At 65.6% G+C, this 22,524-nt stretch carries 23 protein-coding genes and 1 tRNA gene; 11 read left to right on the top strand and 13 right to left on the bottom strand.

Annotated elements, in window-relative coordinates; genetic code table 11:
* Positions 1–44 precede the first annotated feature (44 nt).
* A complete protein-coding gene (locus PBT88_RS15815) occupies positions 45–740 on the top strand; it encodes a ribonuclease T2 family protein (RefSeq protein WP_270076278.1) in 696 nt (231 codons plus the stop codon).
* Between the two features lie 52 nt (positions 741–792).
* On the opposite strand, the gene PBT88_RS15810 is transcribed toward PBT88_RS15815, so the two are convergent.
* Positions 793–1,224 carry a DUF4112 domain-containing protein gene (locus tag PBT88_RS15810; protein ID WP_270076277.1) on the bottom strand — a complete coding sequence of 144 codons (432 nt, stop codon included), beginning with the start codon at positions 1,222–1,224 and terminating at the stop codon, positions 793–795.
* Positions 1,225–1,246: 22 nt separating this feature from the next.
* Entirely contained in the window at positions 1,247–2,713 is a 1,467-nt protein-coding gene (locus PBT88_RS15805) for an ABC transporter substrate-binding protein (protein WP_270076276.1), read from the bottom strand.
* 113 nt (positions 2,714–2,826) lie between these two features.
* Between PBT88_RS15805 and PBT88_RS15800 the strand changes: the two genes are divergently transcribed.
* Positions 2,827–3,132 carry a PilZ domain-containing protein gene (locus tag PBT88_RS15800; RefSeq protein WP_270076275.1) on the top strand — a complete coding sequence of 102 codons (306 nt, stop codon included), beginning with the start codon at positions 2,827–2,829 and terminating at the stop codon, positions 3,130–3,132.
* 83 nt (positions 3,133–3,215) lie between these two features.
* Positions 3,216–3,587 (top strand): BlaI/MecI/CopY family transcriptional regulator, encoded by a 372-nt coding sequence (locus PBT88_RS15795; protein WP_270076274.1) that lies wholly within the window; start codon positions 3,216–3,218, stop codon positions 3,585–3,587.
* Between the two features lie 44 nt (positions 3,588–3,631).
* On the opposite strand, the gene PBT88_RS15790 is transcribed toward PBT88_RS15795, so the two are convergent.
* The 5 genes from PBT88_RS15790 to PBT88_RS15770 all read right to left on the bottom strand — a co-directional run bounded on the left by PBT88_RS15790 (position 3,632) and on the right by PBT88_RS15770 (position 7,531).
* Positions 3,632–3,883: a hypothetical protein gene (locus PBT88_RS15790; RefSeq protein ID WP_270076273.1), complete on the bottom strand. Its 252-nt coding sequence runs from the start codon at positions 3,881–3,883 to the stop codon at positions 3,632–3,634.
* A 164-nt stretch (positions 3,884–4,047) separates the two neighbouring features.
* Positions 4,048–4,131: transfer RNA gene (locus tag PBT88_RS15785), tRNA-Leu, on the bottom strand.
* A gap of 76 nt (positions 4,132–4,207) precedes the next feature.
* Positions 4,208–4,489 carry an integration host factor subunit beta gene (locus tag PBT88_RS15780; RefSeq protein ID WP_270076272.1) on the bottom strand — a complete coding sequence of 94 codons (282 nt, stop codon included), beginning with the start codon at positions 4,487–4,489 and terminating at the stop codon, positions 4,208–4,210.
* 203 nt (positions 4,490–4,692) lie between these two features.
* On the bottom strand, positions 4,693–6,435 hold the full coding sequence (gene rpsA / locus PBT88_RS15775; protein ID WP_270076271.1) for a 30S ribosomal protein S1: 1,743 nt from the start codon (positions 6,433–6,435) through the stop codon (positions 4,693–4,695).
* A gap of 307 nt (positions 6,436–6,742) precedes the next feature.
* Positions 6,743–7,531: a hypothetical protein gene (locus PBT88_RS15770; protein ID WP_270076270.1), complete on the bottom strand. Its 789-nt coding sequence runs from the start codon at positions 7,529–7,531 to the stop codon at positions 6,743–6,745.
* A 223-nt stretch (positions 7,532–7,754) separates the two neighbouring features.
* On the opposite strand from PBT88_RS15770, the gene PBT88_RS15765 reads away from it, so the two are divergent.
* From PBT88_RS15765 to PBT88_RS15755, 3 genes are all read left to right on the top strand, one after another.
* Positions 7,755–10,631, top strand: coding sequence for a TonB-dependent receptor plug domain-containing protein (locus PBT88_RS15765; protein WP_270076269.1), 2,877 nt, complete (start codon positions 7,755–7,757; stop codon positions 10,629–10,631).
* 92 nt (positions 10,632–10,723) lie between these two features.
* On the top strand, positions 10,724–10,870 hold the full coding sequence (locus PBT88_RS15760) for a hypothetical protein (protein WP_270076268.1): 147 nt from the start codon (positions 10,724–10,726) through the stop codon (positions 10,868–10,870).
* Between the two features lie 417 nt (positions 10,871–11,287).
* Positions 11,288–11,752 carry a hypothetical protein gene (locus PBT88_RS15755; protein ID WP_270076267.1) on the top strand — a complete coding sequence of 155 codons (465 nt, stop codon included), beginning with the start codon at positions 11,288–11,290 and terminating at the stop codon, positions 11,750–11,752.
* 18 nt (positions 11,753–11,770) lie between these two features.
* Here the strand turns inward: PBT88_RS15755 and PBT88_RS15750 are convergent, their stop codons facing one another.
* From PBT88_RS15750 to PBT88_RS15740, 3 genes are all read right to left on the bottom strand, one after another.
* Positions 11,771–12,181 (bottom strand): DUF4345 domain-containing protein, encoded by a 411-nt coding sequence (locus tag PBT88_RS15750; RefSeq protein WP_270076266.1) that lies wholly within the window; start codon positions 12,179–12,181, stop codon positions 11,771–11,773.
* A 57-nt stretch (positions 12,182–12,238) separates the two neighbouring features.
* Positions 12,239–12,820 carry a carboxymuconolactone decarboxylase family protein gene (locus PBT88_RS15745; protein WP_270076265.1) on the bottom strand — a complete coding sequence of 194 codons (582 nt, stop codon included), beginning with the start codon at positions 12,818–12,820 and terminating at the stop codon, positions 12,239–12,241.
* Positions 12,821–12,917: 97 nt separating this feature from the next.
* The gene (locus tag PBT88_RS15740) at positions 12,918–13,343 is read right to left on the bottom strand and encodes an OsmC family protein (protein WP_270076264.1); all 426 of its coding nucleotides are present in this window, start codon (positions 13,341–13,343) and stop codon (positions 12,918–12,920) included.
* 129 nt (positions 13,344–13,472) lie between these two features.
* On the opposite strand from PBT88_RS15740, the gene PBT88_RS15735 reads away from it, so the two are divergent.
* Both PBT88_RS15735 and PBT88_RS15730 read left to right on the top strand, forming a co-directional pair.
* Positions 13,473–13,685: a hypothetical protein gene (locus PBT88_RS15735; RefSeq protein ID WP_270076263.1), complete on the top strand. Its 213-nt coding sequence runs from the start codon at positions 13,473–13,475 to the stop codon at positions 13,683–13,685.
* A gap of 476 nt (positions 13,686–14,161) precedes the next feature.
* Positions 14,162–14,476, top strand: coding sequence for a hypothetical protein (locus PBT88_RS15730; RefSeq protein WP_270076262.1), 315 nt, complete (start codon positions 14,162–14,164; stop codon positions 14,474–14,476).
* Between the two features lie 272 nt (positions 14,477–14,748).
* On the opposite strand, the gene PBT88_RS15725 is transcribed toward PBT88_RS15730, so the two are convergent.
* On the bottom strand, positions 14,749–15,351 hold the full coding sequence (locus PBT88_RS15725; protein WP_270076261.1) for a hypothetical protein: 603 nt from the start codon (positions 15,349–15,351) through the stop codon (positions 14,749–14,751).
* A 157-nt stretch (positions 15,352–15,508) separates the two neighbouring features.
* Between PBT88_RS15725 and PBT88_RS15720 the strand changes: the two genes are divergently transcribed.
* Positions 15,509–15,781 (top strand): BrnT family toxin, encoded by a 273-nt coding sequence (locus tag PBT88_RS15720; RefSeq protein WP_270076260.1) that lies wholly within the window; start codon positions 15,509–15,511, stop codon positions 15,779–15,781.
* Positions 15,741–16,040, top strand: coding sequence for a BrnA antitoxin family protein (locus PBT88_RS15715; RefSeq protein WP_270076259.1), 300 nt, complete (start codon positions 15,741–15,743; stop codon positions 16,038–16,040). The genes PBT88_RS15720 and PBT88_RS15715 overlap by 41 nt, the downstream gene beginning before the upstream one ends.
* A gap of 580 nt (positions 16,041–16,620) precedes the next feature.
* On the opposite strand, the gene PBT88_RS15710 is transcribed toward PBT88_RS15715, so the two are convergent.
* Positions 16,621–17,463: a DUF4747 family protein gene (locus PBT88_RS15710; RefSeq protein ID WP_270076258.1), complete on the bottom strand. Its 843-nt coding sequence runs from the start codon at positions 17,461–17,463 to the stop codon at positions 16,621–16,623.
* A 71-nt stretch (positions 17,464–17,534) separates the two neighbouring features.
* Entirely contained in the window at positions 17,535–20,594 is a 3,060-nt protein-coding gene (gene uvrA, locus PBT88_RS15705; protein ID WP_270076257.1) for an excinuclease ABC subunit UvrA, read from the bottom strand.
* Positions 20,595–20,761: 167 nt separating this feature from the next.
* Here uvrA and PBT88_RS15700 point away from each other — a divergent pair, with 167 nt between their 5' ends.
* A complete protein-coding gene (locus PBT88_RS15700; protein WP_270076256.1) occupies positions 20,762–22,480 on the top strand; it encodes a DNA methyltransferase in 1,719 nt (572 codons plus the stop codon).
* The last annotated feature ends 44 nt before the right edge of the window (positions 22,481–22,524 follow it).

Here is a 22,524-nt window from a genome sequence, read left to right as displayed (position 1 = left end):
GGCATGACATTGTTCCCTTAATGTTCTGTTTGGAGAGTCGCACGATGCGCTGGCTTCTGCTGATCATGGCTTTCTTCCTGCCGGGCCTGCTGGCGCCGGGCGTGGCGGCCGCGGCCGATCGGCCCCATGCCGAATTGCCCAGTGCCGGGCAGCCGGCGCGCCGCGTGCCGACGACCGGCTATACGCTGTCGATGATCTGGACGCCGGAGCATTGCTTTGCGGATGCCAGGCATGGCGGCGGCACCGGCGATCCCCAGTGCAGCGGCTCCGCGCGCACCGGCTTCACGCTCCATGGGCTGTGGCCGGATGGCGACGGCCCCAATCGCTGGCCGCAATTTTGCCATCCGGTGGCGATCCTGACCGACGGCCAGATCGCGACCGGGATCGGCGCCACCCCGTCCGCCCAGCTGCTCCAGCATGAATGGGCCAAGCATGGCAGCTGCATGACCGATGATCCGGTCCAGTATTTCCAGCTGGAGGATGGCCTCTATGCCGGCATCCACGCGCCCGACATGGCCAGCCTGGCGCACCGGCGCGGGCTGACCGTCGGGCAGTTTCAGTCCGCCTTCGCCGCCGCCAATCCGGGGATGCGGGCGGACATGATGCGGCTCAACGTCAACAAGAATGGCTGGCTGGAAGAGGTCTGGCTCTGCCTCGGCCTCGACAAGCGGCCGCGGACCTGCCCGGCCGGGCAGGGTGGCGCGCAGCCCGGCGATCTGGTGAAGGTGCAGGCCCCCTGACGGCGAACTGGCCGGCCTCCCTCCTGCCTGCCGGCGGGAGGGGGCGGCCGCCTCAGCGGCGGATCGCTTCGCCCTCCACGATTGCGCTTTCGGGATAATGCCGGTCGAGATGGCGCTTGATGATCTTGAGGTTCATCGTGTTGGAGCGGAAGAAGAAATCCGGGATCGCGCCGACCCACGGGATCAGCCCGAGCACGAAATCGAAGCCGACATTGCCGGCCATCCGCGCCATCTGCCATTTCGACATGCCGAGGTTGCGCGCCTCCCAGACGATCCAGCCGCCGAGCACCGCCGCCGACACGTCGCCGATGCCGGGCACGATATCGAGGATCACGTCGAGGCCGATCGGCCGGTTGATGCCGGGGATCACGAACAGGCGCTCGAGCAGGCGTTCGGCATGTTCGAGCCGGCGGCGCACCGAGGCGGGATCGCGGCCGAGCTTGATCTGATCGGCGAGGCGGTCGAAATGGTCGGTCATGGGCATCGCGGAGGCTCCTTCAGGCCGTTCAGCGCTTGAGGGGCGATCTCAGTTCATTCAGCGGATGAATCGCGCGCGGGGAATCGCGGTACAGATCGAGCGCCGGCGACACCAGTGACCAGCGCACCGGGTTGCCGAGCGCGATGAACGGCGCGTTGTCGGTGATCAGCGCGTCCGCCTGCGCCAGCAGCACGGCGCGCTCCGCCAGCGAATTGGCGTTGCGCGCCTCGATCAGCAGGCGATCGGTGACGGCGGTGCAGGGCACGCCCCGATCGCAGGCGAAGGCCCGCAGGTAGAAACTGGCGACCTCGGCCGGCGCCACGTCGTCGATCAGGCGCAGATCGGCGGGATCCTCCTGTCCCACCGCGACGGCGGACAGGCCGATCGCTTGCCAGTCGCTGGCGATCGCGGCGAACAGCAGCCGCGCCCCCGGGCCGGCCGGCATCGCGATCCTGAGCGTCGGCAGCGCGCCATGGGCTGCCTGCCAGTGCCGGAGGATGGTGCGGGCCTGGGTCTGGCGATCCGGCAGGGCGATGCCGGTCCAGGCGGGCGCGGCGGGGCGATCAATCTCCGGCGTCGGCGTGGTGATCGTCGCGGTGGCCGGCGCCCAGCCGGGAATATCGAGCAGTCGCCCGATGCGATCGCGATCGATCGCCATGGCGAGCGCGCGGCGATTGCCGGCCTCCGTCGTGAAGCCATGATCGGCGGCGACGAAGGCGAGGCCGAACAGGCCCTTCACCGGATCGACGTGCAGCACGCCGCGCGGCAGGGCGGCGATATGTGCCACCGGCAGATCCTCGAAGCGCCCGCCGAGCAGCAGGTCTGTGTCCCCGGCGACGAACCGTGCCACCGCCCGCCCGGCAGCCTCTCCGCGCAGCAGCACCCTGGGCGGGCGCGGTGGCGGATTGTCGGGATCGGCCTGGGGATCGGGCAGCGGCCGCAGTAGCACCACGCCGTTGCGGGCGGAGACGATCGCCAGCGGCCCGCGCCCGCCGCCGCCCATCGCCAGCGCCGGCTGCGCGAACAGTTGCAGCATGTTCGGGCGCGGCGCCTTGAGCTCGATATCGATCACCTGCGGGGTCACCGCATCGACCTCGCTGATCGCACCGAGCAGGGGCTTGAGCGGATTGTCGCTGCCATCCGCCATCGCGGCATGGATGCGGCGGGCGATCTGGGCGGCGTCGATCGCGGTGGTGCCGGGCGTCCGCACGTCGGGCAGCCGGAAGATCAGGCTGCGCCCCTCGTCGCTGACGATCCAGCGGGCGGCGGTGCCGGGGACGACCTGCCCCGCGGCGTCGAAGCGCAGCAGCCCCTGCCCGGTGGCGCCGATCAGCGCGGCGGCCGGGGCGGTGAGTTGGCCGCGAACCGGCGTCGCCGCGCCCGAGCCGAGCGCCGGCCCGACGACGCTGACCGCGATCGGGCCGGCATCCTCCTGTCGACGGCAACCGCCGAGCAGCGCGAGAAGGGCAGAGACGAGGAGCGATGCGCGGATCATGGGCGGGCCATGTTAGGCGCCGGATCGGCGGCCGTCAGCCTCAACATGGCATTTACCATTGCTTTACAGGCATTGCTTATCTCCGGCAGTCGTTCCGATGAAAGGTGAACGTGATGCAGGCAGTCATTGAGGTGCGCCGGGACGATCCGCGCCGCGAATCCCGCCACTTCGCGCATCGTGATGGCGAGATCGAGCCGGCCGGCTCGAACAGCGTATCGGGGGTCGTCACCGATCTGTCGCGGTCGGGCTTCCGCATCGTCGTGGACGAGCCGCTGGCGGCCGAGAGCGTGGTGTGGCTGAAGGTCGGCGGGCATGGCCCGTTCATGGCCCGGGTGGTCTGGTATGACGGCACCGCGGCGGGCTGCGAGTTCGCCGGCAAGCTGCAACCCGAGCTTGTGGAGCGCCTGCTCCAGGCGTGAAGCCCGCGGTTTTCCGCCGTTGCGTGCTTGACCACCGCGCGGAAGCCTACCTATGACTACTATCGTAGTCAGGGGAGTGGGTTTTGGCGGAACGGATCGGTGAGGCCGAGCTGTCGGTGATGGACGTGCTGTGGGCCAGCGCGGTGCCGCTCACCGCCCTGGAGGTTGCCGAGCGGATTCATCCCGTGCGGGACTGGAGCGACCGCACCGTGAAGACGATGCTGGCCCGGCTGCTGGCCAAGGGGGTGCTGGCCCATGAGGAGGATGGCCGCCGCTATCTCTATCGCGCCATGGTGACCCGCAACGCCTATGTCGCGCGGGAATCGCGCAGGCTGGTCGATCGGCTGTTCGGTGGCCGCGCTGCGCCGCTGCTCGCGCATCTGGCCGAGAATGACGGCCTCACCACGCAGGACATCGCCGAATTGGAAACCCTGCTCAAGACGCTGCGGCGCTGAGCCGAGCATCGATCGCGGTGGGGCCGGCTGTCCGGCTGTCCGGCTCAGCGCATGTCCGACATCGCGGTGAAGACCATCCGTTCCCAGATATTGGCGGCATCGTGCGGCAGATCGCGGCGATCGCCGGCATCGAGCATCGCATCGGTGGGGATGCGCATCGCCGCGATCGCGCGGCTGGCTGCGATGCGATATTCGGCGCGGGCCTCGTCGCTCAGATCGTCCCATGCCAGCACCGCGCCGCTGATCGCAAGGCGTGGCACGGCGGCGTGAATGGCGTGGGCGACGCGATCGATCATGCAAAGCTCTCCTGAATGATGCTCTCCTTCCCCAAGGATCGGCTCTGCGGCCGTGGCGCGGACTGAAACACGGCCGGCCGCGCAGCGCAATATGGCCGAGGCCGGCCAGGGCGATCCACGTGGGAGAAAGATCGGGCGACCGGGCCGAGACTGGCCGATGCGGCTGGTGCGGGCGGCGGGACTCGAACCCGCACTCCATGGGAAGGCGATTTTAAGTCGCCCGCGTCTACCGGTTCCGCCACGCCCACACTGATTGCCACAAAGGGCGAAGCGGGCAGGGGGGTCAAGCCCCTCTGTCAGGCCCCGGCGCCCTTTGGCGCGTCGTCATGCCACGTTGAGGCGTTCGCGCATTTCTTTGCCAGGCTTGAAATAGGGCACGCGCTTGGCCGAGACATCGACCGGCTCGCCGGTGCGCGGGTTGCGGCCGGTGCGGGCATCGCGGGCCCGGGTGGAGAAGGCGCCGAAGCCGCGCAGCTCGACGCGGCCTCCCGCCACCAGATGGGCGCTGATTGCCTCGAAGATGACGGAGACGAGGTGCTCCACGTCCTTCAGCGGCAACTCGGGGTTGGCATCGGCCACCCGCTGCACCAGTTCGGATCGGATCATCGTGTTAAGCCCCGTCGCTGGTCCTGGAAACTTCCCCCGCACATTCAATCCCATAAAACTGGATCAATGTCACGCGCGACTCATCGAATACGTTGCGCAACAGAAACGAAAACGAGGCCTTTGGGCCGAAATGAAAATGGCCCCTTCCGCGGATGCGGAAGGGGCCATCGTCGGGATGCCCGAAGCCACCCGCTGTCGGTGTCTTACTGGTCCGACTGGCGGGCCTTGAGGGCCTCGCCCAGGATGTCGCCCAGCGACGCGCCCGAGTCGGACGAGCCATACTGCGCCACGGCCTGCTTCTCTTCGGCGAGCTGAAGCGCCTTGATCGAGAAGGTCGGCTTCTTGGAGCGGTCGAAACCGGTCACCATCGCGTCGAACTTCTGGCCGACCTGGAAACGCTCGGCACGCTGCTCGTCGCGATCGCGGCCAAGGTCGCCACGGCGGATGAAGCCATGGGCGCCATCGTCGCCGATCTGGACGTCGAGGCCGGCGTCATTGACCGCCAGCACGGTGACGGTGACGGTCTGGCCCTTGTTGACGCCCGAGCCGCTGCTCACGCCGCCAGCCGAGGCACCACCGGCCGCGCTCGTGCCGCCGGCAACGCCGCCACGCTCGAGCTGCTTGATGCCGAGCGAGATGCGCTCCTTCTCGGCGTCCACGTCGAGCACGACCGCCTGCACGGTCTCGCCCTTGTGGTGAAGCGCGAGCGCTTCCTCGCCGGTCACGCCCCAGGCGATGTCCGACATGTGGACCATGCCGTCGACGTCGCCGTCCAGGCCGATGAACAGGCCGAACTCGGTGGCGTTCTTGACTTCGCCCTCGACGGTCGAACCGATCGGGTGCTTCTCGGTGAAGGCCTCCCACGGATTCTGCTGGGCCTGCTTGAGGCCGAGCGAGATGCGGCGCTTGTCCTCGTCGACTTCGAGGATGACGACTTCGACTTCCTGCGAGGTCGAGACGATCTTGCCCGGGTGGACGTTCTTCTTGGTCCAGCTCATCTCGGAGACGTGGACGAGGCCCTCGATGCCGGCTTCCAGCTCGACGAACGCACCATATTCGGTGATGTTCGTGACGCGGCCGGTGAACTTGCCACCGATCGGGTACTTGGCCGATGCGCCTTCCCACGGATCGCTCTCGAGCTGCTTCATGCCGAGGCTGATGCGCTGCGTGTCGCGGTTGATGCGGATGATCTGCACCTTGACGGTGTCACCGATGTTGATGACTTCCGACGGGTGGTTGACGCGCTTGTAGCTCATGTCGGTGACATGGAGCAGGCCGTCGATGCCGCCGAGATCGACGAAGGCACCGTAATCGGTGATGTTCTTGACGATGCCGTCGATCACCTGGCCCTCGGCGAGGGACTGGATCAGGCCGGTGCGCTGCTCGGCGCGGGTCTCTTCCAGGACGGCGCGGCGCGACACGACGATGTTGCCGCGGCGGCGATCCATCTTGAGGATCTGGAAGGGCTGCGGGATGTCCATCAGCGGGGTGACGTCGCGGACGGGGCGGATGTCGACCTGCGAGCCGGGCAGGAATGCCACGGCGCCGTTGAGGTCGACGGTGAAGCCACCCTTCACGCGGCCGAAGATCACGCCTTCGACGCGGGCGGTGTTGGCGAATTCGCCTTCCAGCTTGTCCCAGGCGGCTTCGCGGCGGGCGCGATCGCGGCTGAGCATCGCTTCGCCATGCATGTTCTCGACGCGATCGACATAGACTTCGACTTCGTCGCCGACCTTGAGATCGGCCTTCTGGCCCGGCGCGGGCGCGAATTCGCGCAGCGGCACGCGGCCTTCGGACTTGAGGCCGACGTCGATGACGACGAGGTCGTTCTCGATGCCGGTGACGGTGCCCTTGACGACGCGGCCTTCAAAGCCATCGGCATTGCCGAGCGTCTGGTCGAGGAGCGCCGCGAAATCGTCGCGGGTGGGGTTGGCAGTGGTCGCCATAAAAGGAGCGTTTCCTAGTCTGTCGTTTCCGGCCATCCGGTTGAATCCGGAGGTCTTTGGCCGAACTGCCGCGGGGGCCGAATGCCCGTCGCGGCGTCCATCGGATAGCATGAGCGGTGACGCGATCCTCGCCGGGGTCGTCGCGATGCGACGACTTTGCTCCAAGCGAAAAGGGGCGCGCGGGAACGAGCTTGCGCTCACCCCATCGCACCTTGCCACCGCGGACTTTGCCCGCTGGATCGCGCGCCTATAGCCCTGTGCGCCATCGGGAGCAAGCGAGTCGGCCGATCAGGCGGCCAATGCGCCGTCAATGCGCCGTTCGGGTCAGCGTGAAGGTGTAGTGGATGCGGACCCACGCGCCGATCTGGGGCTTGCCGCCGATCCGGGGCGGGCGGACGCGGAACTGCCACGCCGCCTCGCGCACCGCGCGGGCGAAGCCGGAGCCGGGCGTCTCGCCGAGTTCCTGGCAATCCTCGACGCGAAAATCGGGGATCGTCTTGCAGGCGACATCGCCATAGCCGTCGCCGACCACCCCGTTCTTGGGCATGTAGAAGGCCATCTGCGCGTCGGTCGGCCTGGTATACCATTCGGCATTGTACAGCCGGTCGCCGCCCGGGCCCTCGCCGGGGCCATAGGTGGCCGAACTGTCCTTGCTGTCGTCATTGCCATTGTCGCCGTCCGATCCCGGCGTGGCGGCGGCGGCGGCCGCGCGCGTCGGCTTCGAGGAGATGTCCGATTGCGCGAACTCCTCCTTGGACATCGGGATCACGTTCCACGGGATGGGCGGCGGCGGCACCTTGGGCGTCGGCACCGCCTTGCTGACGACCGTCTTGGTCACCTTGGGGACGGGCTTCTGGGCGCCGCGGCTGGCGCGCTTGACGCTGACCGTCTTGTGGGTCGCCGATTTCGATCCGCCCAGCATGGTGACGGTGATCGGGTCGTTCTTCTCCTGCGGCAGCAGCGGCACCACGCCCAGTTCCAGCAGCATGAACAGGAACAGCGCGGCGATCAGCAGCGCGAGCAGGAACGAGGTGAATCGGCTGCGGAGCGATGCGTCGGAACGATAGGAGGAGTGTTGGTAGGACGCCGAACGCATATCGCCTTGCCTTACAGGGGGCCGGGGGTTGCCGCAATGCGATGACGGATAGTTCATCTTTGTCGCCCCGCGCGACAGGACGAGTGTTCCGACCGACGGAAATTTTTCCATATATTGCGGAATCATTTCAAGGCCGTCACCTTGCTGCGGTGCGCAACGGGGGCGACGCGCGAACCGCGTTCCCGACAAGAACCGTGCCACGGCTCGAACAAGGGGACACATCATGAGACTCATGCCTCACGCCGGCCTCGTTTCGGCGGCTGCGCTCGCCTGCGCGCTTTCCGCCCACGCCTCCTTCGCACAGAGCGGCACGCCACCCGTGGCCGATCCGACGGCCACGGCCTCCTCCGCGACCACCCCGGCCGACGAGATCATCGTCACCGGCTCGCGCATACGCCACAGCCCGCTCGACCAGCCGTCGCCCGTCACCTTCATCGACAAGGCGGATATCGACCGCACGGGCCTCAGTTCGATCGCGGACGTGCTCCAGCGGATGCCGAGCGCCGGCGGCGGCCTCAACAGCAAGAACAACAGCTCGGGCAATCTCGGCAATCCGCAGGATGGCGGCGGCGTCGGCGCCGGCACCTCCGAGATCGACCTGCGCTATCTCCAGTCCAAGCGCACGCTGGTCATGGTCGACAGCCTGCGCTTCGTGAACGCCTCCTCGGCGTCCGGCGTGCCCGGCTCGGTCGATCTCAATTCGATCCCGCAGGCGGCGATCGAGCGGGTCGAGGTGCTCCAGGACGGCGCGTCGGCGATCTACGGATCGGATGCGATCTCGGGCGTCGTCAACATCATCACCAAGACCAAGCAGAAGGGGCTCGAAGTCTCGCTCCAGCACGGCCTGTTCCGGGAAGGCGACGGCTTCACCCGCAATTACGATGCGAGCTACGGCTTCAGCATCCCGTCGGCCGGCACCGAGGTCGTGTTCGGCGGCAGCTATGTCCAGCAGAAGCCGGTGTTCCGGGCCGATCGCGCCTTCGCGCTGTTCTCGCACCCGTTCATCAGCTCGTGCGACAGCAGTTGTTCCTCGGCGACGCCGCTGGGGCGATTCATCGTCGGCGACAATGATCTGACGCTCAAGAGCGCGGTCGGCGGGCGGCCCGCCTTCGATCCCCTCGATCCGACCGGGGCGGGCAGCGACTTCAAGGATTTCTCCAACGCCGATCGCTACAACACCGCGCCGCTCAACTATCTGCTGACGCCCTATAAACGCTATTCCGCTTTCGCGTCGCTGACCCAGCCCCTGGGGGGCGACATCAAGTTCAGCAGCAAATTCTTCTTCAACCGCCGCGAGTCCGCCAACCAGGCGGCGCCGCTGCCGCTGTTCATCGGGCCGGATTCGGGTAACGGCAATTTGCTCGACACGATCACCATCGACGGCAGCAATCCCTATAACCCGTTCGGCACGCTGTCGGCCGGCACCGCCGGCACCCCGGCCAATTATTCCTTCGTGGCCCGGCGCCTCGTCGAGAACGGGCCGCGCCACTACAGCCAGACGGTCGACAGCTATTACGGCACGGCGACGCTCAGCGGCCAGTTCCAGCTGCTCGGGCATGACTGGTTCTGGGATCTGAACGGCGTCTACGGCACCAGCCATGCGCGCCAGACCTTCACCGGCAACGTCAACGCCGCCCATGTCCAGGAGGCGCTCGGCCCGATCGCGGACTGCACCGGCGATTGCGTGCCGCTCAACCTGTTCGGCGGCGCCGGCTCGATCACGCCGGCGATGCTCAACTACATCGCCTTCACCGAGCATGACCGCTCGATGCAGCGGATCTGGGACGGCACCGCCAACCTCTCCGGCTCGCTGTTCGATCTGCCGGCCGGCCCGGTCGGCGTGGCGTTCGGCTATGAACATCGCGATCTCAAGGGGTCGTTCACGCCCGATCCGATCATCCAGGCCGGTCTCGGCGCCGATATCCCGGCGCAGGCGACCGCCGGGCAATATAATTCGGACGAGGTCTATGGCGAGCTGTCGGTGCCGATCCTGAAGGACAAGCCCTTCTTCCAGATGCTCAACGGCTCGTTCGCGGCGCGCTATTCCAATTATTCGACCGGTAGTTCGAAGGTGACGCTGAAGGGCGGCGGCGACTGGAAGCCGGTGCAGGACGTGGTGCTGCGCGGCACCTACGCACAGGGCTTCCGTGCCCCCTCGATCGGCGAATTGTTCGGATCGCTCTCCCGCTTCGACGCGCCGGTGGACGATCCCTGCAACGGCCTCAACGCGCCGGGCTTCAACAGCACCGTCCGGCAGAACTGCATCGCCAATGGCGCGCCCTCCAGCGGGGATTTCCAGCAGCAGGGCAGCCAGTTGCCGGTGCTGACCGGCGGCAATGACAGGCTGAAGCCGGAAACCTCGCGCAGCTGGGTCGGCGGCGGCGTCTATTCGGCGTCCTGGGCACGCGACTGGGCGAGGACGCTGACGCTGGAGGTCAATTACTATAATATCCGCGTGAAGGACGCGATCGGCGCGATCGACCCGGCGACCCTGCTCGATCGCTGCGCCCAGACCGCCGACGCGCTCAGCTGCTCGGCCATCCATCGCAGCGCATCGGGGCAGATCACCCAGATCGTCGGCACCCTCCAGAACATCTCCAGCATCAAGACCGACGGGCTGGACGTGAATTTCACCTACCGTTCGCCGACCGGCCCTTATGGCGCCGTCGGCCTGACCTGGCTGAACACCTTCACCTTCAAATATGACGAGGTCTCGCCGACGGCCGATGGCAGCAGCACGGTGAAGCGGGCAGGGACCGAGTCCGGCACGCAGGGCTATCCGAAGTATAAATCGAACGCGACCTTCGATTGGTCGCTGGGGCAGTTCACCGCCTCGATCACCGGCCGCTACATCGCCGCGATCCACGAAGCGACCGGGGATTTCGCCGGGCATGAGATGGGTCGTCGTCTCTATGGTGACATCCAGCTGCTGTGGGACACCAAGCTCGGCGATCGCGCCTTCAACTTCGCGGTCGGCGTCAACAATATCGCCGGCACCGCGCCGCCCGCCTGCTACAGCTGCTCGCTCGCCAACTATGATCCGGCGGTCTATGATCTGCCGAGCCAGTTCTTCTATGCCCGCGTCGGCGTGAAGCTCTGATTGGGCGCTCCCCGGCGCCGCGCCGGGGAGCCTCCGCCGCCGGGGCAACGCCATGGCGCGCGGTGCGTTTTCTCCGGACAAGGAGAGAGAAAATGGTACGCAAGCTGGAAACCGGCGCATATCTTCTGGAGCGTGATCGCGAGGCGGCCACCCCCAACCGCATCCGTGCAAATGCCGATGCCGAAACGATCGCGCGCCACGAGGCGAACAAGCTGGCGCTGTTCCGCAAGCTCAGGTGAAGACCGTCCATGGCTTTTTCGCCACGCGGATGGGGTGCGCGCAAATCAGGGGTTGCATCCCTTATGGGTTTGAATCAGACTGTTCGGACCATCAACATGGCGAAAGGAGGTGATCCGATGTCTCATGGTTCAGCTAAGAGGTCGGTTCTGTCCGTTCGGGAGGCCCTTCGCTAACCTTTCGGGTTAGCGGGGCCAAGGTCTCCCGGGCCGGACCCTCCGGCCGCTGACCATGCGAGACCACCGGGGCAAGCTCCGCCCCGGTGGTCTTTCTCTGTCTGGCGAAATCCTATTCTGGCGATGTCGATCGCCGGCGGCGCCGCCTTCCGGCCGGATGTCCCGCCCTCTGGCGCGGGGCCACGGCTTGACCGCTTGTTAACCAGCCGGGTTTAGCCTGCGCGTTCGTCGGAGAGATCGGATATGCGACCAACCCAGCCGCTGGAACTCCACCATAGCTGGCCCTTGTTCGAACGCGGGCAGCGCTTCGATCTCGGATATGTCCATGCCGCCGGGGCGCCATTGCGGGCTGCGCCGACCGGTGAACGGGTGCCGGCCTGGCCTGGCGTCGGCCTGTGGGAATGCGATCTGCGCGACAATGCGCTCACCTGGTCGGACGGGGTCTACGCGCTCTTCGAGCTGCCGCGCGATACGAGCCTCTCCCGCGCCGAAACTGCCGCCATGTATGGCGAGGATTCCCGGGCCGCGATGGAGCGGCTGCGGGCCTACGCGATCAAGCACCGGCGCGGCTTCACGCTCGACGCCGAGATCCGGCCGGCCGATGGCGGCCGACGCTGGATGCGGCTGACGGCCGCGCCGATCTGCATCGATGGGCGGGTGGTGCGCCTCCATGGCCTGAAGCAGGATATATCGCACGAATATCCCTGAGACCGGGCGCGTCCGGCCTCAGCCGGTCGATGTGGCGATGCAGATATCGGCGACGCGCGCCTGCCAGAGCATCAGCACCGGCACCACGCCCAGCTCCATCACCAGCCCCAGTTGATGCCCCAGCGAGGGCGCACCGATCTCCGCCCAGGAGAGCGCCCTGGCCAATCCGCCCGTCACCACCATGGCGCCGAGCAGGCGGAAGCGCGGGCCCTTGCGGTCGATCCCCGGTACGCAGCTGGCGAAGCCGATGCCGAGCATCAGGAAGATGCCCGACAGATAGCGGAAATGGCTGTCGAGATCGCGGGGCACCGGCGCGTGGAGGCCCTTAAGCGTCGTGGCACCGTGCAGCACGCTGGGAATCGCGACCGAGAAGGGAACGAGGCAGGCGATCGCCACCACCATTTGAAGCGCACGCTTTTCGACGATCATGAGGGCTCCGATATGCGGTCGGCGGAGAGCGATGGGCGGAGAGTGGGACGCGCGCGCTCAATCCTTCTCGGGCAACGGCACGTTGAAGCCGTTCAGCGTCATCGACACCAGCGCATAGAGACCGACCAGATAGATCAGCTCGTTGGCGCCATGCTGGCCGAAGCTGGCGACGGCGAGGCGGTAGACCGGCTCCGGCAGCACCCCGCCATTGACCAGCGCGAAGGCGACGTCATAGGCGATGCCCTCCTCCTTCGAGAGCCCCTCCGGTCGCGAGCCGGACACCAGGGTGGCGAGCTTGCTATCCTCGATCCGGTCCTTTTCGGCCCCGGCGACATGGGCGTAGATCTCATAGGCGGCATCGAAATGCGCGCCGGTGACGAGGATCGCGATCTGGCGCACCGGATCGGGCAGCGTCGCCTCCATCGTCATCGCCTTGGTCAGTTCCCACACCGCGCCGCCGATGCGCGGTTCGTGCAGCCACGGATTCCACGGCCCCATCAGGGCGCCGGCCTCGCGGCTGCCGTCGGGGGCGATCGTGATGAAGGCGTTGAAGTCCGATCCGATGCCCTGCTTCATGTCGGCATAGAGCGGCTTCTGGTCGTCGGAGAGGTCGGCGGGGGCGATCAAGGGGAGGCGCATGATAGGGCTCCTGGGGGCTGGCGGTGCGTCTTGCGGGCCTTCCTCTCCTCCGATCCGCGCCGCCCTTCTGCCGGGGCGGCGCGGGCCTGTGGCGGTGTCAGGCTTCGAGCGTGGCATCCAGGCTGATCTCGGCGTTGAGCAGCTTAGAGATCGGGCAATGGGCCTTGGCGCCGGCGGCGATCGTATCGAACTCGCTCTGCGAGATGCCGGGGATCTTGGCGGTCAGCGTCAGCGCCGACTGGGTGACGGTGAAGCCGTCGCCATCCTTCTCCAGCGTCACCGCCGCCTTGGTGTCGAGCGTGCCGTCGGTATGGCCGGCGCCGGCCAGCGCGAAGGACAATGCCATCGTGAAGCAGGAGGCATGGGCGGCGGCGATCAGCTCTTCCGGGTTGGTGCCGGGCTCGTTCTCGAAGCGGGTGTTGAAGCCATAGGGCGTATCGGAGAGCACGCCGGACTGGGTGGAGATGCGGCCCTTGCCGCTCTTGCCGAGGCCTTCATAATGGGCGGAGCCGGTACGGATCATGGGATATTCTCCTGATGGGTGGGGGTGTCCAGTGTCGCAACGTCCGAGCGCGGCGTTGGTTCGAGGGCACCGCAGCCTGCCCCGCGCGTTGATCCTGTCGTTGCTCTAGCGAAAGGAGAAGGCGTTCCCATGACGGAGAGCCATCCGCACACGGCCAAGCCCGAAGACGATCGCCCCAAGAAGGGCCGCCCGGACAGCAAGAAGGAAGCGCCGGCGCTCGATGCGGTCGGCCAGCCGGTGCCGCCGCCGGCGCAGCCGGTGGCGCCGCCCGATCCCGCCAAGCCGATCGGCGAGCGGCAGGACGGGGCGGGCGCCGGCCCGGAGCGGGCCGAGCGCCATTAGGATCATCCCGCCGGCTCCACCGCGGCCCGCCGCCGGAGCGGGCCGGATCAGGGCCAGCCCGAGGAACCGGACGCCGCCCATCGCGGCCAGCCGGCATTGCTGCGAACCGGCGAGGCGCAGGGCTCCGGTGCCAGTGCGGGCGGCACCCGCCATGGCACCCCCGAGGAACCGGCGACCGACAGCGCCGGCGGCGCCGGCCGCGAGTGAGCGGCCGCCCGGCGCCGGCGCCGGCGCCGGCGAGTCGCGGCGCCCGCCCTGCCGCGCCCGGCCTGGCCGATGCCAGTGCCGGGCTTTTTTTGCACTGCAAGGCGGGGAGCAGCCGTGCGGCGATCGGCTGAAAAGCCCCATTTCAGGCAGATGATTGCGCTGTCAACAATCGTATAACAGGACTTCGCATTTGAATCGCTGCACCGCAGCATTATTCCTTGTCATCGAGGCGACACACCCGCCCGCCCAGGTCACACGGAGATATTGCCATGCGTCTTACCGTTCTTGCCACGCTGCTTGCGCTCACCGCCGCTCCCGCCGTCGCCGCAGCGCCCACCAACAGCTTCACCAATGATGGCGACACCTACAGCTACACCGCCAAGCGCGCGCCGAACGGCACCGTGCTGGTCAACGGCCGCGTCGAGACGACCGGTGACACCTTCGCGCTGCGCGTTGCCGGCCGCGATGTCTCGGGCCGCGTCGGCGACACCCCGGTGTCCTTCACCGTCTCCGCCGACACCGTGTCGCGCCTGACCGCCGAAGTCCCGGCCGACTCGCAGACCGCCGCGCTCGGCGCCAACTAATCCCCTTTCCTGCCGCGTTCTGCGCGGCGTGTGACCGCTTACCTCCCCGCGACGGCCCGCCCGTCGCGGGGTTTTTATTGCCCGCCCATCGGCGCCGCATCCGGCGCGCAATCCCCCGGAATCCGCCGTGAATCCCGTGTGATAGCCGGTCATTGGCGGGTGGCCGGCGAAGTTGACGAAGTTGACAGTCGGCCGACCGAAAAAAAGACCTTTTCGTCGCCCGCACCGGCCGCTTTTCCGCCCGCTGTCCCACCCGTTTTCCCGCCTCCCTCTCAACGCCCGTCCCGACGATCCAGCGGCCCGCCCGGATCGTCGTCATAGGCATGCTCGAACGTCCCGGCCGCCTCCTCGAGCAGCGCCGCGAGCGCGCCGTCGAGCCGGGGGCGGTTGGTGTAGGTGCGCGCGCCGGCCCAATGGCGGAGGTCCGATTCCGGCGCGAAGGCGAAGGGATCGCGCACCCGCAGGAGGGTGAGCAGCAGATTGTCGTTGAAGCGCCGCCGCGTGCCGACCTGCTCGCCCTTCCAGAACACCGGCTCCTCGACGCCCTCGACGGCGCGATCGAAGGCGATGTCGCCGAGGATGTTGATCGCGCAGGTCATCGCGACATCCCAGGCCTCGCGGAAGGCGGGCGCATCGGCGCGGTTGCGATAGGCATAGAGCGCCTGGCGCGACAGCCCGCACGCGGCGGCGGCGCGGGTGACGCTGGCGGTGGCTGCGAGCGTCTCGAAGAAGATGCGCTGGCGCTCGGGCGTGATCCCGTCGTGGCGCGGGGCGGGCGGCCTGGCGGGGGCGGAAGCGGCTGCGGTTGCGGCGCTACGCGGGCGACGCGGACGCGGCATGGCGGACGAGGCCGGGGCGGTGCTGCGACGGGGCATGATAGGCTCCCTTGTTCAACGGAGATAACCCATATGGCATTAAAGGGATGTGTAGGAAAATGATGTTTGATCTTGCTTTGTTCTTATCGCAGGATGCGGCGAACCCGTAGCCATTGACCGGCTTTCTGTAACTCCGTAAATAGGGGGTGAGGCAGCGATGGAGATCAGCTTCGATCCGGTGAAGCGGGCTTTGACGCTGGAGCGGCGCTGCCTCGATTTTGCGGATGCGCCCAAGGTTTTCGAGGGGCCAGGGTTCACGCAGGAAGATGCGCGCTTCGACTATCCCGAAAGGCGCTTCCAGACCTACGGTCTGCTCGATGGAAGGCTGGTGATGGTGGTATGGGCCGACATATTGGGCGGGCGCCACATCATTTCGATGAGGAAATGCAATGACCGAGAGCAAGCGCGCTATCGACAGCGACTGGATTGATCCCGACGACGCGCCGGAATGGACCGAGGAGATGTGGGACACTGCCCAAGTCTCGATCGGCGACAAGGTGATCCGCCCGGCGACGGGCTATATCGGGCCAGGCGGTGTCGTGGTGCGTGGCCGCCCACCGGCGCGGGCGCGCGCTAAGCAGCAGGTGACGCTCCGCCTCGATCCCGACGTGATCGAGCGGTTTCGCGAGAGTGGCCCGGGCTGGCAGGCGCGGATCAACGAGGCGCTGCGCGGGGTGCTGGGGTTGTAATGGCCCTATTGGCCTTCGTTCGGGTCAACCAGTCTCGCCAATCTGTAAACAACGAGAGACGACCCAATTATCAAAAAGATCGAATACAGCAGTAGGGTTGATCCTATCAATCCGCCTAAAAAGTATAGAATATTAAAAATATTGAGAGAATATTTAACGTATGACTTAATTAAATTTGCTGCATCAAATAATGCAGTTTGCTGATAACAGTACGCCCATATGATTGATACGCATTGAATAAATATAAAGTGGAAAAATGTCGCATTTATTTCGTCGATGTATGGCGTGCCGCTCTTGTTCCTAAGCGATCGAAGCGCCCTTTTTAATCTAGGTGACATAAGGCTGAACAGCATGGCATAAGTTCCAAGGCTAAAGCCTAGGAGATTAGGCAAAACGGAGAGAGCCGTGTCAGCCCACGCTGCAGAAATGATGTATCTGTACGAAATGCCAGAGAGAATTACGGCTCCCCATAAAAATGGAGAATAAGCTATGGATTTCCATCCTCCATAGTCCCTCAGGTATTTCCCAAGGTTCCTACGCAGGGTCCGAAATTGACCGATATCTGTTTTAATCTCGGGCATTACTTGCCCGTGATTCTTCTAAAGGCTTGATGCTCTGTTTCCCGATCCGGGTCGAATTTATCGTGAAGAAGTTTCGGAAAATCCTCCGTTGAGCGCTGCGTCGCGCCGCGTAGATCGCGGCCTTCCGTTTTTACCGATCCGTGATCTAGGGCGCTCTCACCCAAGCGACGCAATTGTTGATTTGGATTGATAGATTTGCCGCTCTCAGCTTCAAATACGACAGTCATTTTTTTCGAATTTAAATTCCCAAGATATTCTTCGACCTTTTCGTCAAAATCGTCCTCAAAAATATCCGCATTCGGCGCTTGGATCGTTATTATCACGCGCTTGATCACTGGCAGCGAAAAAACGGATTCGAGACCAACTTTGCTTTGCACCACAGTAATTTTAGGATCGCCAAATTCTGCTGTGATGCCTAGGTCATCCGCCAGTCGACTAAAAAACGTACCGGCAGAATTTATTGTCAGTGTTTTCCCACCGGAATACGTCTGAACGTAAATTCGATGATTATTGGTATCGAATAAGAAGCTGAAGACAGCGGAATTTGGGTATAGGTCTTCCGGTATACTGATTTCAGAAACTTTATTGTCTGAAGCCTCTTTGAGTTCTCCGGCATCGAACCATGGCTCATCGGTATCAATTTTTATGAACGTTGTGATGAAGCCCGTGTAAATTCCGTCATCTTCCTCTGATCTGTTTAAAAGAGAGATCATAGCATGGCGGTCGCCGCGAACCTTGACTGGTTTTCTCAGCCGATAAAGGCTCTCTATAAAACGACCGTAAACGCCAGATGGATGAGGGTGGAGTCTCACGTTTAGAACGCCACCAGAAACTTTAATCATCCGCGCCATCGAATGCCCCCAATTGATTTGGCGTTATGCAAAGCCGAAACATTTAGGGAGTCAAGCGTCGACTACTCCGCCATCGCCTTTGCCTTCTTGGCCGCCACCTTCCGCTTGCCCGCCGCCTTCACCGGCGCCGCGCTCACCACATTCGCTCCCCCCAACAACGGCTTCAAATACCGCCCCGTATAGCTCCGCTCGACCTGCACCACATCCTCGGGCGTGCCGACCGCGACGATCTCGCCGCCCTTGTCGCCGCCTTCGGGACCGAGGTCGATCAGCCAGTCGGCGGTCTTGATGACTTCGAGATTATGCTCGATCACCACCACCGTATTGCCCTGCTCGACCAGCGCGTGGAGCACCTCGAGCAGCTTGCGGACATCCTCGAAATGGAGGCCGGTGGTCGGCTCGTCGAGGATGTAGAGGGTGTTGCCGGTGGCGCGGCGGGAGAGCTCCTTGGCGAGCTTGACGCGCTGCGCCTCGCCGCCCGACAGCGTGGTCGCCTGCTGGCCGACCTTGACGTAGCCGAGCCCGACCTCGACCAGCATCGCCATCTTGTCGCGGATGCCGGGCACCGCCTTGAAGAATTCGACCGCATCCTCGCAGGTCATGTCGAGCACGTCGGCGATGCTCTTGCCCTTGAAGGTCACTTCCAGCGTCTCGCGGTTGTAGCGCTGGCCGTGGCAGACGTCGCAGGTGACGTAGACGTCGGGCAGGAAGTGCATCTCGATCTTGATCAGCCCGTCGCCCGAGCAGGCCTCGCAGCGCCCGCCCTTGACGTTGAACGAGAAGCGGCCAGGCTTGTAGCCGCGCGCCTGGCTTTCGGGGAGGCCGGCGAACCAGTCGCGGATCTGGGTGAAGGCGCCGGTATAGGTCGCCGGGTTCGAGCGCGGGGTGCGGCCGATCGGCGACTGGTCGATGTCGATCACCTTGTCGAGATGCTGGAGCCCCTCGATCTTCTCATGATGCCCGGCCTGGATGCGGGCGCCGTTGAGAGTGCGGGACGCCGACGCGAACAGGGTGTCGATGGTGAAGGTCGACTTGCCCGATCCCGAGACGCCGGTGATGCAGGTGAAGGTGCCGATCGGGATCGAGGCGCTGACATCCTTGAGATTGTTGGCGCGCGCGCCCTTCACGGTGATCTGCTTGCCATTGCCCGTGCGCCGCCGGGCCGGGAGGGGCACGCTCCGGCGGCCGGAGAGATAGTCGCCGGTCAGGCTGTCCTCGTTGGCGAGGATGTCGGCGAGGCTGCCCTCGGCGACGATCGCGCCGCCATGGACGCCGGCGCCCGGCCCCATGTCGACGATATGATCGGCGGTGCGGATCGCATCCTCGTCATGCTCGACCACGATCACGGTGTTGCCGAGATCGCGCAGCCGGCGCAGCGTGACCAGCAGCCGGTCATTGTCGCGCTGGTGGAGGCCGATGCTCGGCTCGTCGAGCACGTAGAGCACGCCCGACAGGCCCGAGCCGATCTGGCTGGCGAGGCGGATGCGCTGGCTCTCGCCGCCGCTGAGCGTGCCGGAGGTGCGATCGAGGTTGAGATAGTCGAGCCCGACATTGTCGAGGAAGCCCAGCCGCTCGACGATCTCCTTGAGGATGCGCTCGGCGATCTGGTTCTGCTGCTCGTTGAGATGCTCGGGCATCTCGCGGAAGAATTTCAGCGCGGGGCCGACCGCGCGGCGGGTCGACATGCTGATGTCCTCGCCGGCGATCTTCACCGCGCGCGCCTCGGGCTTGAGGCGGGCGCCGTCGCACACCTCGCAGGGGCGGCTCGACTGATATTTGGCGAGCTCCTCGCGCATCCACGCGCTCTCGGTCTGCAACATGCGGCGATCGAGATTGCCGATCACGCCCTCGAACGGCTTCTTGACCTCGTAGCTCTTGCGCCCGTCCATGAACTTCAGCGTCACCGCGCGGCCGCGGGTGCCGTGCAGGATGGTGTCGCGATCCTCCTCGGAGAGATCCTTCCACGGCGTCGCCAGGTCGAAATCATATTCGCGGGCGAGGCTGCTCAGCACCTGCATGTAATAAGGCGAGGGCGGGTTGCTCTTCGCCCACGGCACGACGGCGCCCTGCTTGATCGACAGATTCTCGTTGGGGACGACCAGCTCGGGGTTGAAATAGAGCTTCTCGCCGAGCCCGTCGCAGGCCGGGCAGGCGCCCTGCGGCGCGTTGAACGAGAATAGCCGCGGCTCGATCTCGGCGATGGTGAAGCCCGAGACCGGGCAGGCGAACTTCTCGGAGAAGGTGATGCGTTCCGAGATGCCTTCGGGGAGCACCAGACCTTTCATCCCCCCCGTTCGTGCTGAGCCTGTCGAAGCACGTGCTCCGGATGCCTCGCCTGCGTCACGTCCTTCGACAGGCTCAGGACGAACGGAATCCGGGCTGTCCATCACATCGACATAGGCCAATCCCTCGGCGAGCTTGAGCGCGGTCTCGAAGCTCTGCGCCAGGCGGGTGGCGAGGCCGTTGCTGTCGTCGCCCGGCTCGGGCGCGCGGATCACCAGGCGATCGACGACGATCTCGATGTCATGCTTGTATTTCTTGTCGAGCGCCGGCGCCTCGTCGATCTCGTAGACGGTGCCGTCGATGCGGACGCGCTGGAAGCCGTCCTTCTGCCACAGCGCCAGCTCCTTCTTATACTCGCCCTTGCGGCCGCGGACCACGGGGGCGACCAGCAGCGCGCGCGTCCCCTCGGGCAGCGCCATCACCCGGTCGACCATCTGGCTGACCGTCTGCGCGCTGATCGGGAGGCCGGTGGCCGGCGAATAGGGGATGCCGACCCGCGCCCACAGCAGGCGCATATAGTCGTAGATTTCGGTGACGGTGGCGACCGTCGAGCGCGGGTTGCGGCTCGTCGTCTTCTGCTCGATCGAGATGGCCGGCGAGAGCCCCTCGATATGATCGACGTCCGGCTTCTGCATCAGTTCGAGGAACTGGCGCGCATAGGCCGACAGGCTCTCGACGTAGCGCCGCTGCCCCTCGGCATAGATGGTGTCGAAGGCGAGGCTCGACTTGCCCGAGCCGGACAGCCCGGTGATCACGATCAGCTTGTCGCGCGGGAGATCGAGCGAGACATCCTTGAGGTTGTGCTCGCGGGCACCACGGACGGAAATATGAGTCAGCATAGGGCTCAGTCTGTTCCATATTTGTTCGGGAGGGGCAAGGTCTCTCCGAAATGGGGACGACAGGTCGCGCATCCAACCCCGCTGCGACCAATATGGATCAATCCGCGCTCGTGCCGCGATCGCCGCGCCGCTTAGTCTCGCGATCCGGGGCACAACGCGGGGGCAGGATGAACCGGTTGCATTATGGCGACAATCTCGACGTGCTGCGCGCGCATGTCGCCGACGCGAGCGTTGATCTGGTCTATCTCGATCCGCCGTTCAACTCGAACGCCAGCTACAATATCCTGTTCAAGTCGCAGTCGGGGGCGGGCACCGACGCCAGCATCGAGGCGTTCGACGACAGCTGGCAATGGGGGCCGGCGGCGGCCAATGCGCTGATCGAGATCACCCAAAGCGGCCACCACAAGCTCCACATGCTGATGCAGGCGATGCGCTCTGCGATCGGCGAGAACGCGCTGATGGCCTATCTGGCGATGATGGCGGTGCGGCTGGTCGAGCTACATCGCGTGCTCAAGCCGACCGGCAGCCTCTATCTCCACTGCGACCCGACCGCGAGCCACTATCTCAAGCTGGTGCTCGACGCCGTGTTCGGGGCGGAGAATTTTCGCAACGAGATCGTGTGGCGGCGGACCAACGCGCATAACAAGCTGAGCCGGCAATTCGGGCCGATCCACGACATCATCTTCTTCTACAGCGTGTCCGACCGGATGATCTTCCACCCCGGTCGGCGCCCTTTCACGAAGTCCTACGTGAAGGATTCCTTCCCGCATGAAGATGCCCGAGGCCCCTATCAATCCAATGTGCTGACCGGCGCCGGGTCGCGCAAGGGCGACAGCGGACAGCCCTGGCGCGGTTATGATCCGAACGCGAAGAACCGGCACTGGGCGTTACCAGGCAAATTGCTGGCGGAGCTGGCCGGCGAGCGTGGCGCGGCCAGCCCGCAGCATCTCCTCGACCGGCTGGATGCGCTCGGTCTGATCCTGCATCCGGCACGGAGCGGTTCCCTGCCGCGCTACAAGCAATATCTGGAAGCCGGGGACGGCGTGCTGCATCAGGATATCTGGGCCTATCAGCCCGGCACCAGGGGGATATTGGTCGGCACGCCTGACGGCATCGATCAGGATGTGAAATGGCTCGACAACACGGACGAGAAGCTCGGCTATCCCACCCAGAAGCCGCTGGCCCTGCTCGAACGGATCATCGCCGCCTCCTCCAACCCCGGCGATGTCGTGCTCGATCCATTCTGCGGCTGCGGCACGGCGGTGGACGCGGCGCAGAAGCTCGGCCGGCAGTGGATCGGGATCGACGTCACCCATCTCGCCGTCGGGCTGATCGAAAAGCGGCTGCGCGAAGGCTATGGCGAGGCCGTCCGCTTCGAGACGATCGGCGTGCCCAAGGATCGCGACAGCGCGCTACGCCTCGCCGGCGAGAAGCCGCACGAGTTCCAGAACTGGTTCTGCCTCAAGGTCGGCGGCTATCCGCTGGACGGCGGTCGCAAGGGCGCGGACCGGGGCGTCGACGGCCATTTCTACCCCTATGAGAGCGGCGGCACGACCTCGACCGGGGTGATCTCGGTGAAGGCCGGGCAGCATGTCGGCGTCGCGATGGTGCGCGATCTGCGCGGGGTGATGGAGCGGGACGCCTATCCCTTCGGGCTGTTCCTCTCCGCCTACGAACCGACCCGGCCGATGCTGGCCGAGGCGATGGCGGCAGGGTTGCACGACACCCAGCTCGGCCGCTTCCCGCGGCTCCAGATCCTGACCCCGGCCGATATCTTCCATGGCGGCGGGGCGAAGCTGCCACCGCTCGCCCCGGTCAACCGCCGCGCCGTGCGTGTCGAAACGCGGCCCTCCCACCAGTTCGGTTCGCAGGCGCAGCTGCTGTGACGCGGGGGCGGTGGAGAGGCGGCGCCGGGCTGGCGCCGCAGCCG

Origin of the sequence: Sphingomonas abietis, from assembly GCF_027625475.1 — a bacterium.
Taxonomy (GTDB): domain Bacteria; phylum Pseudomonadota; class Alphaproteobacteria; order Sphingomonadales; family Sphingomonadaceae; genus Solisphingomonas; species Solisphingomonas abietis.
The sequence above is the reverse complement of the archived record's forward strand: the minus strand, read 5'-3'. Positions and strand labels throughout refer to the sequence as shown.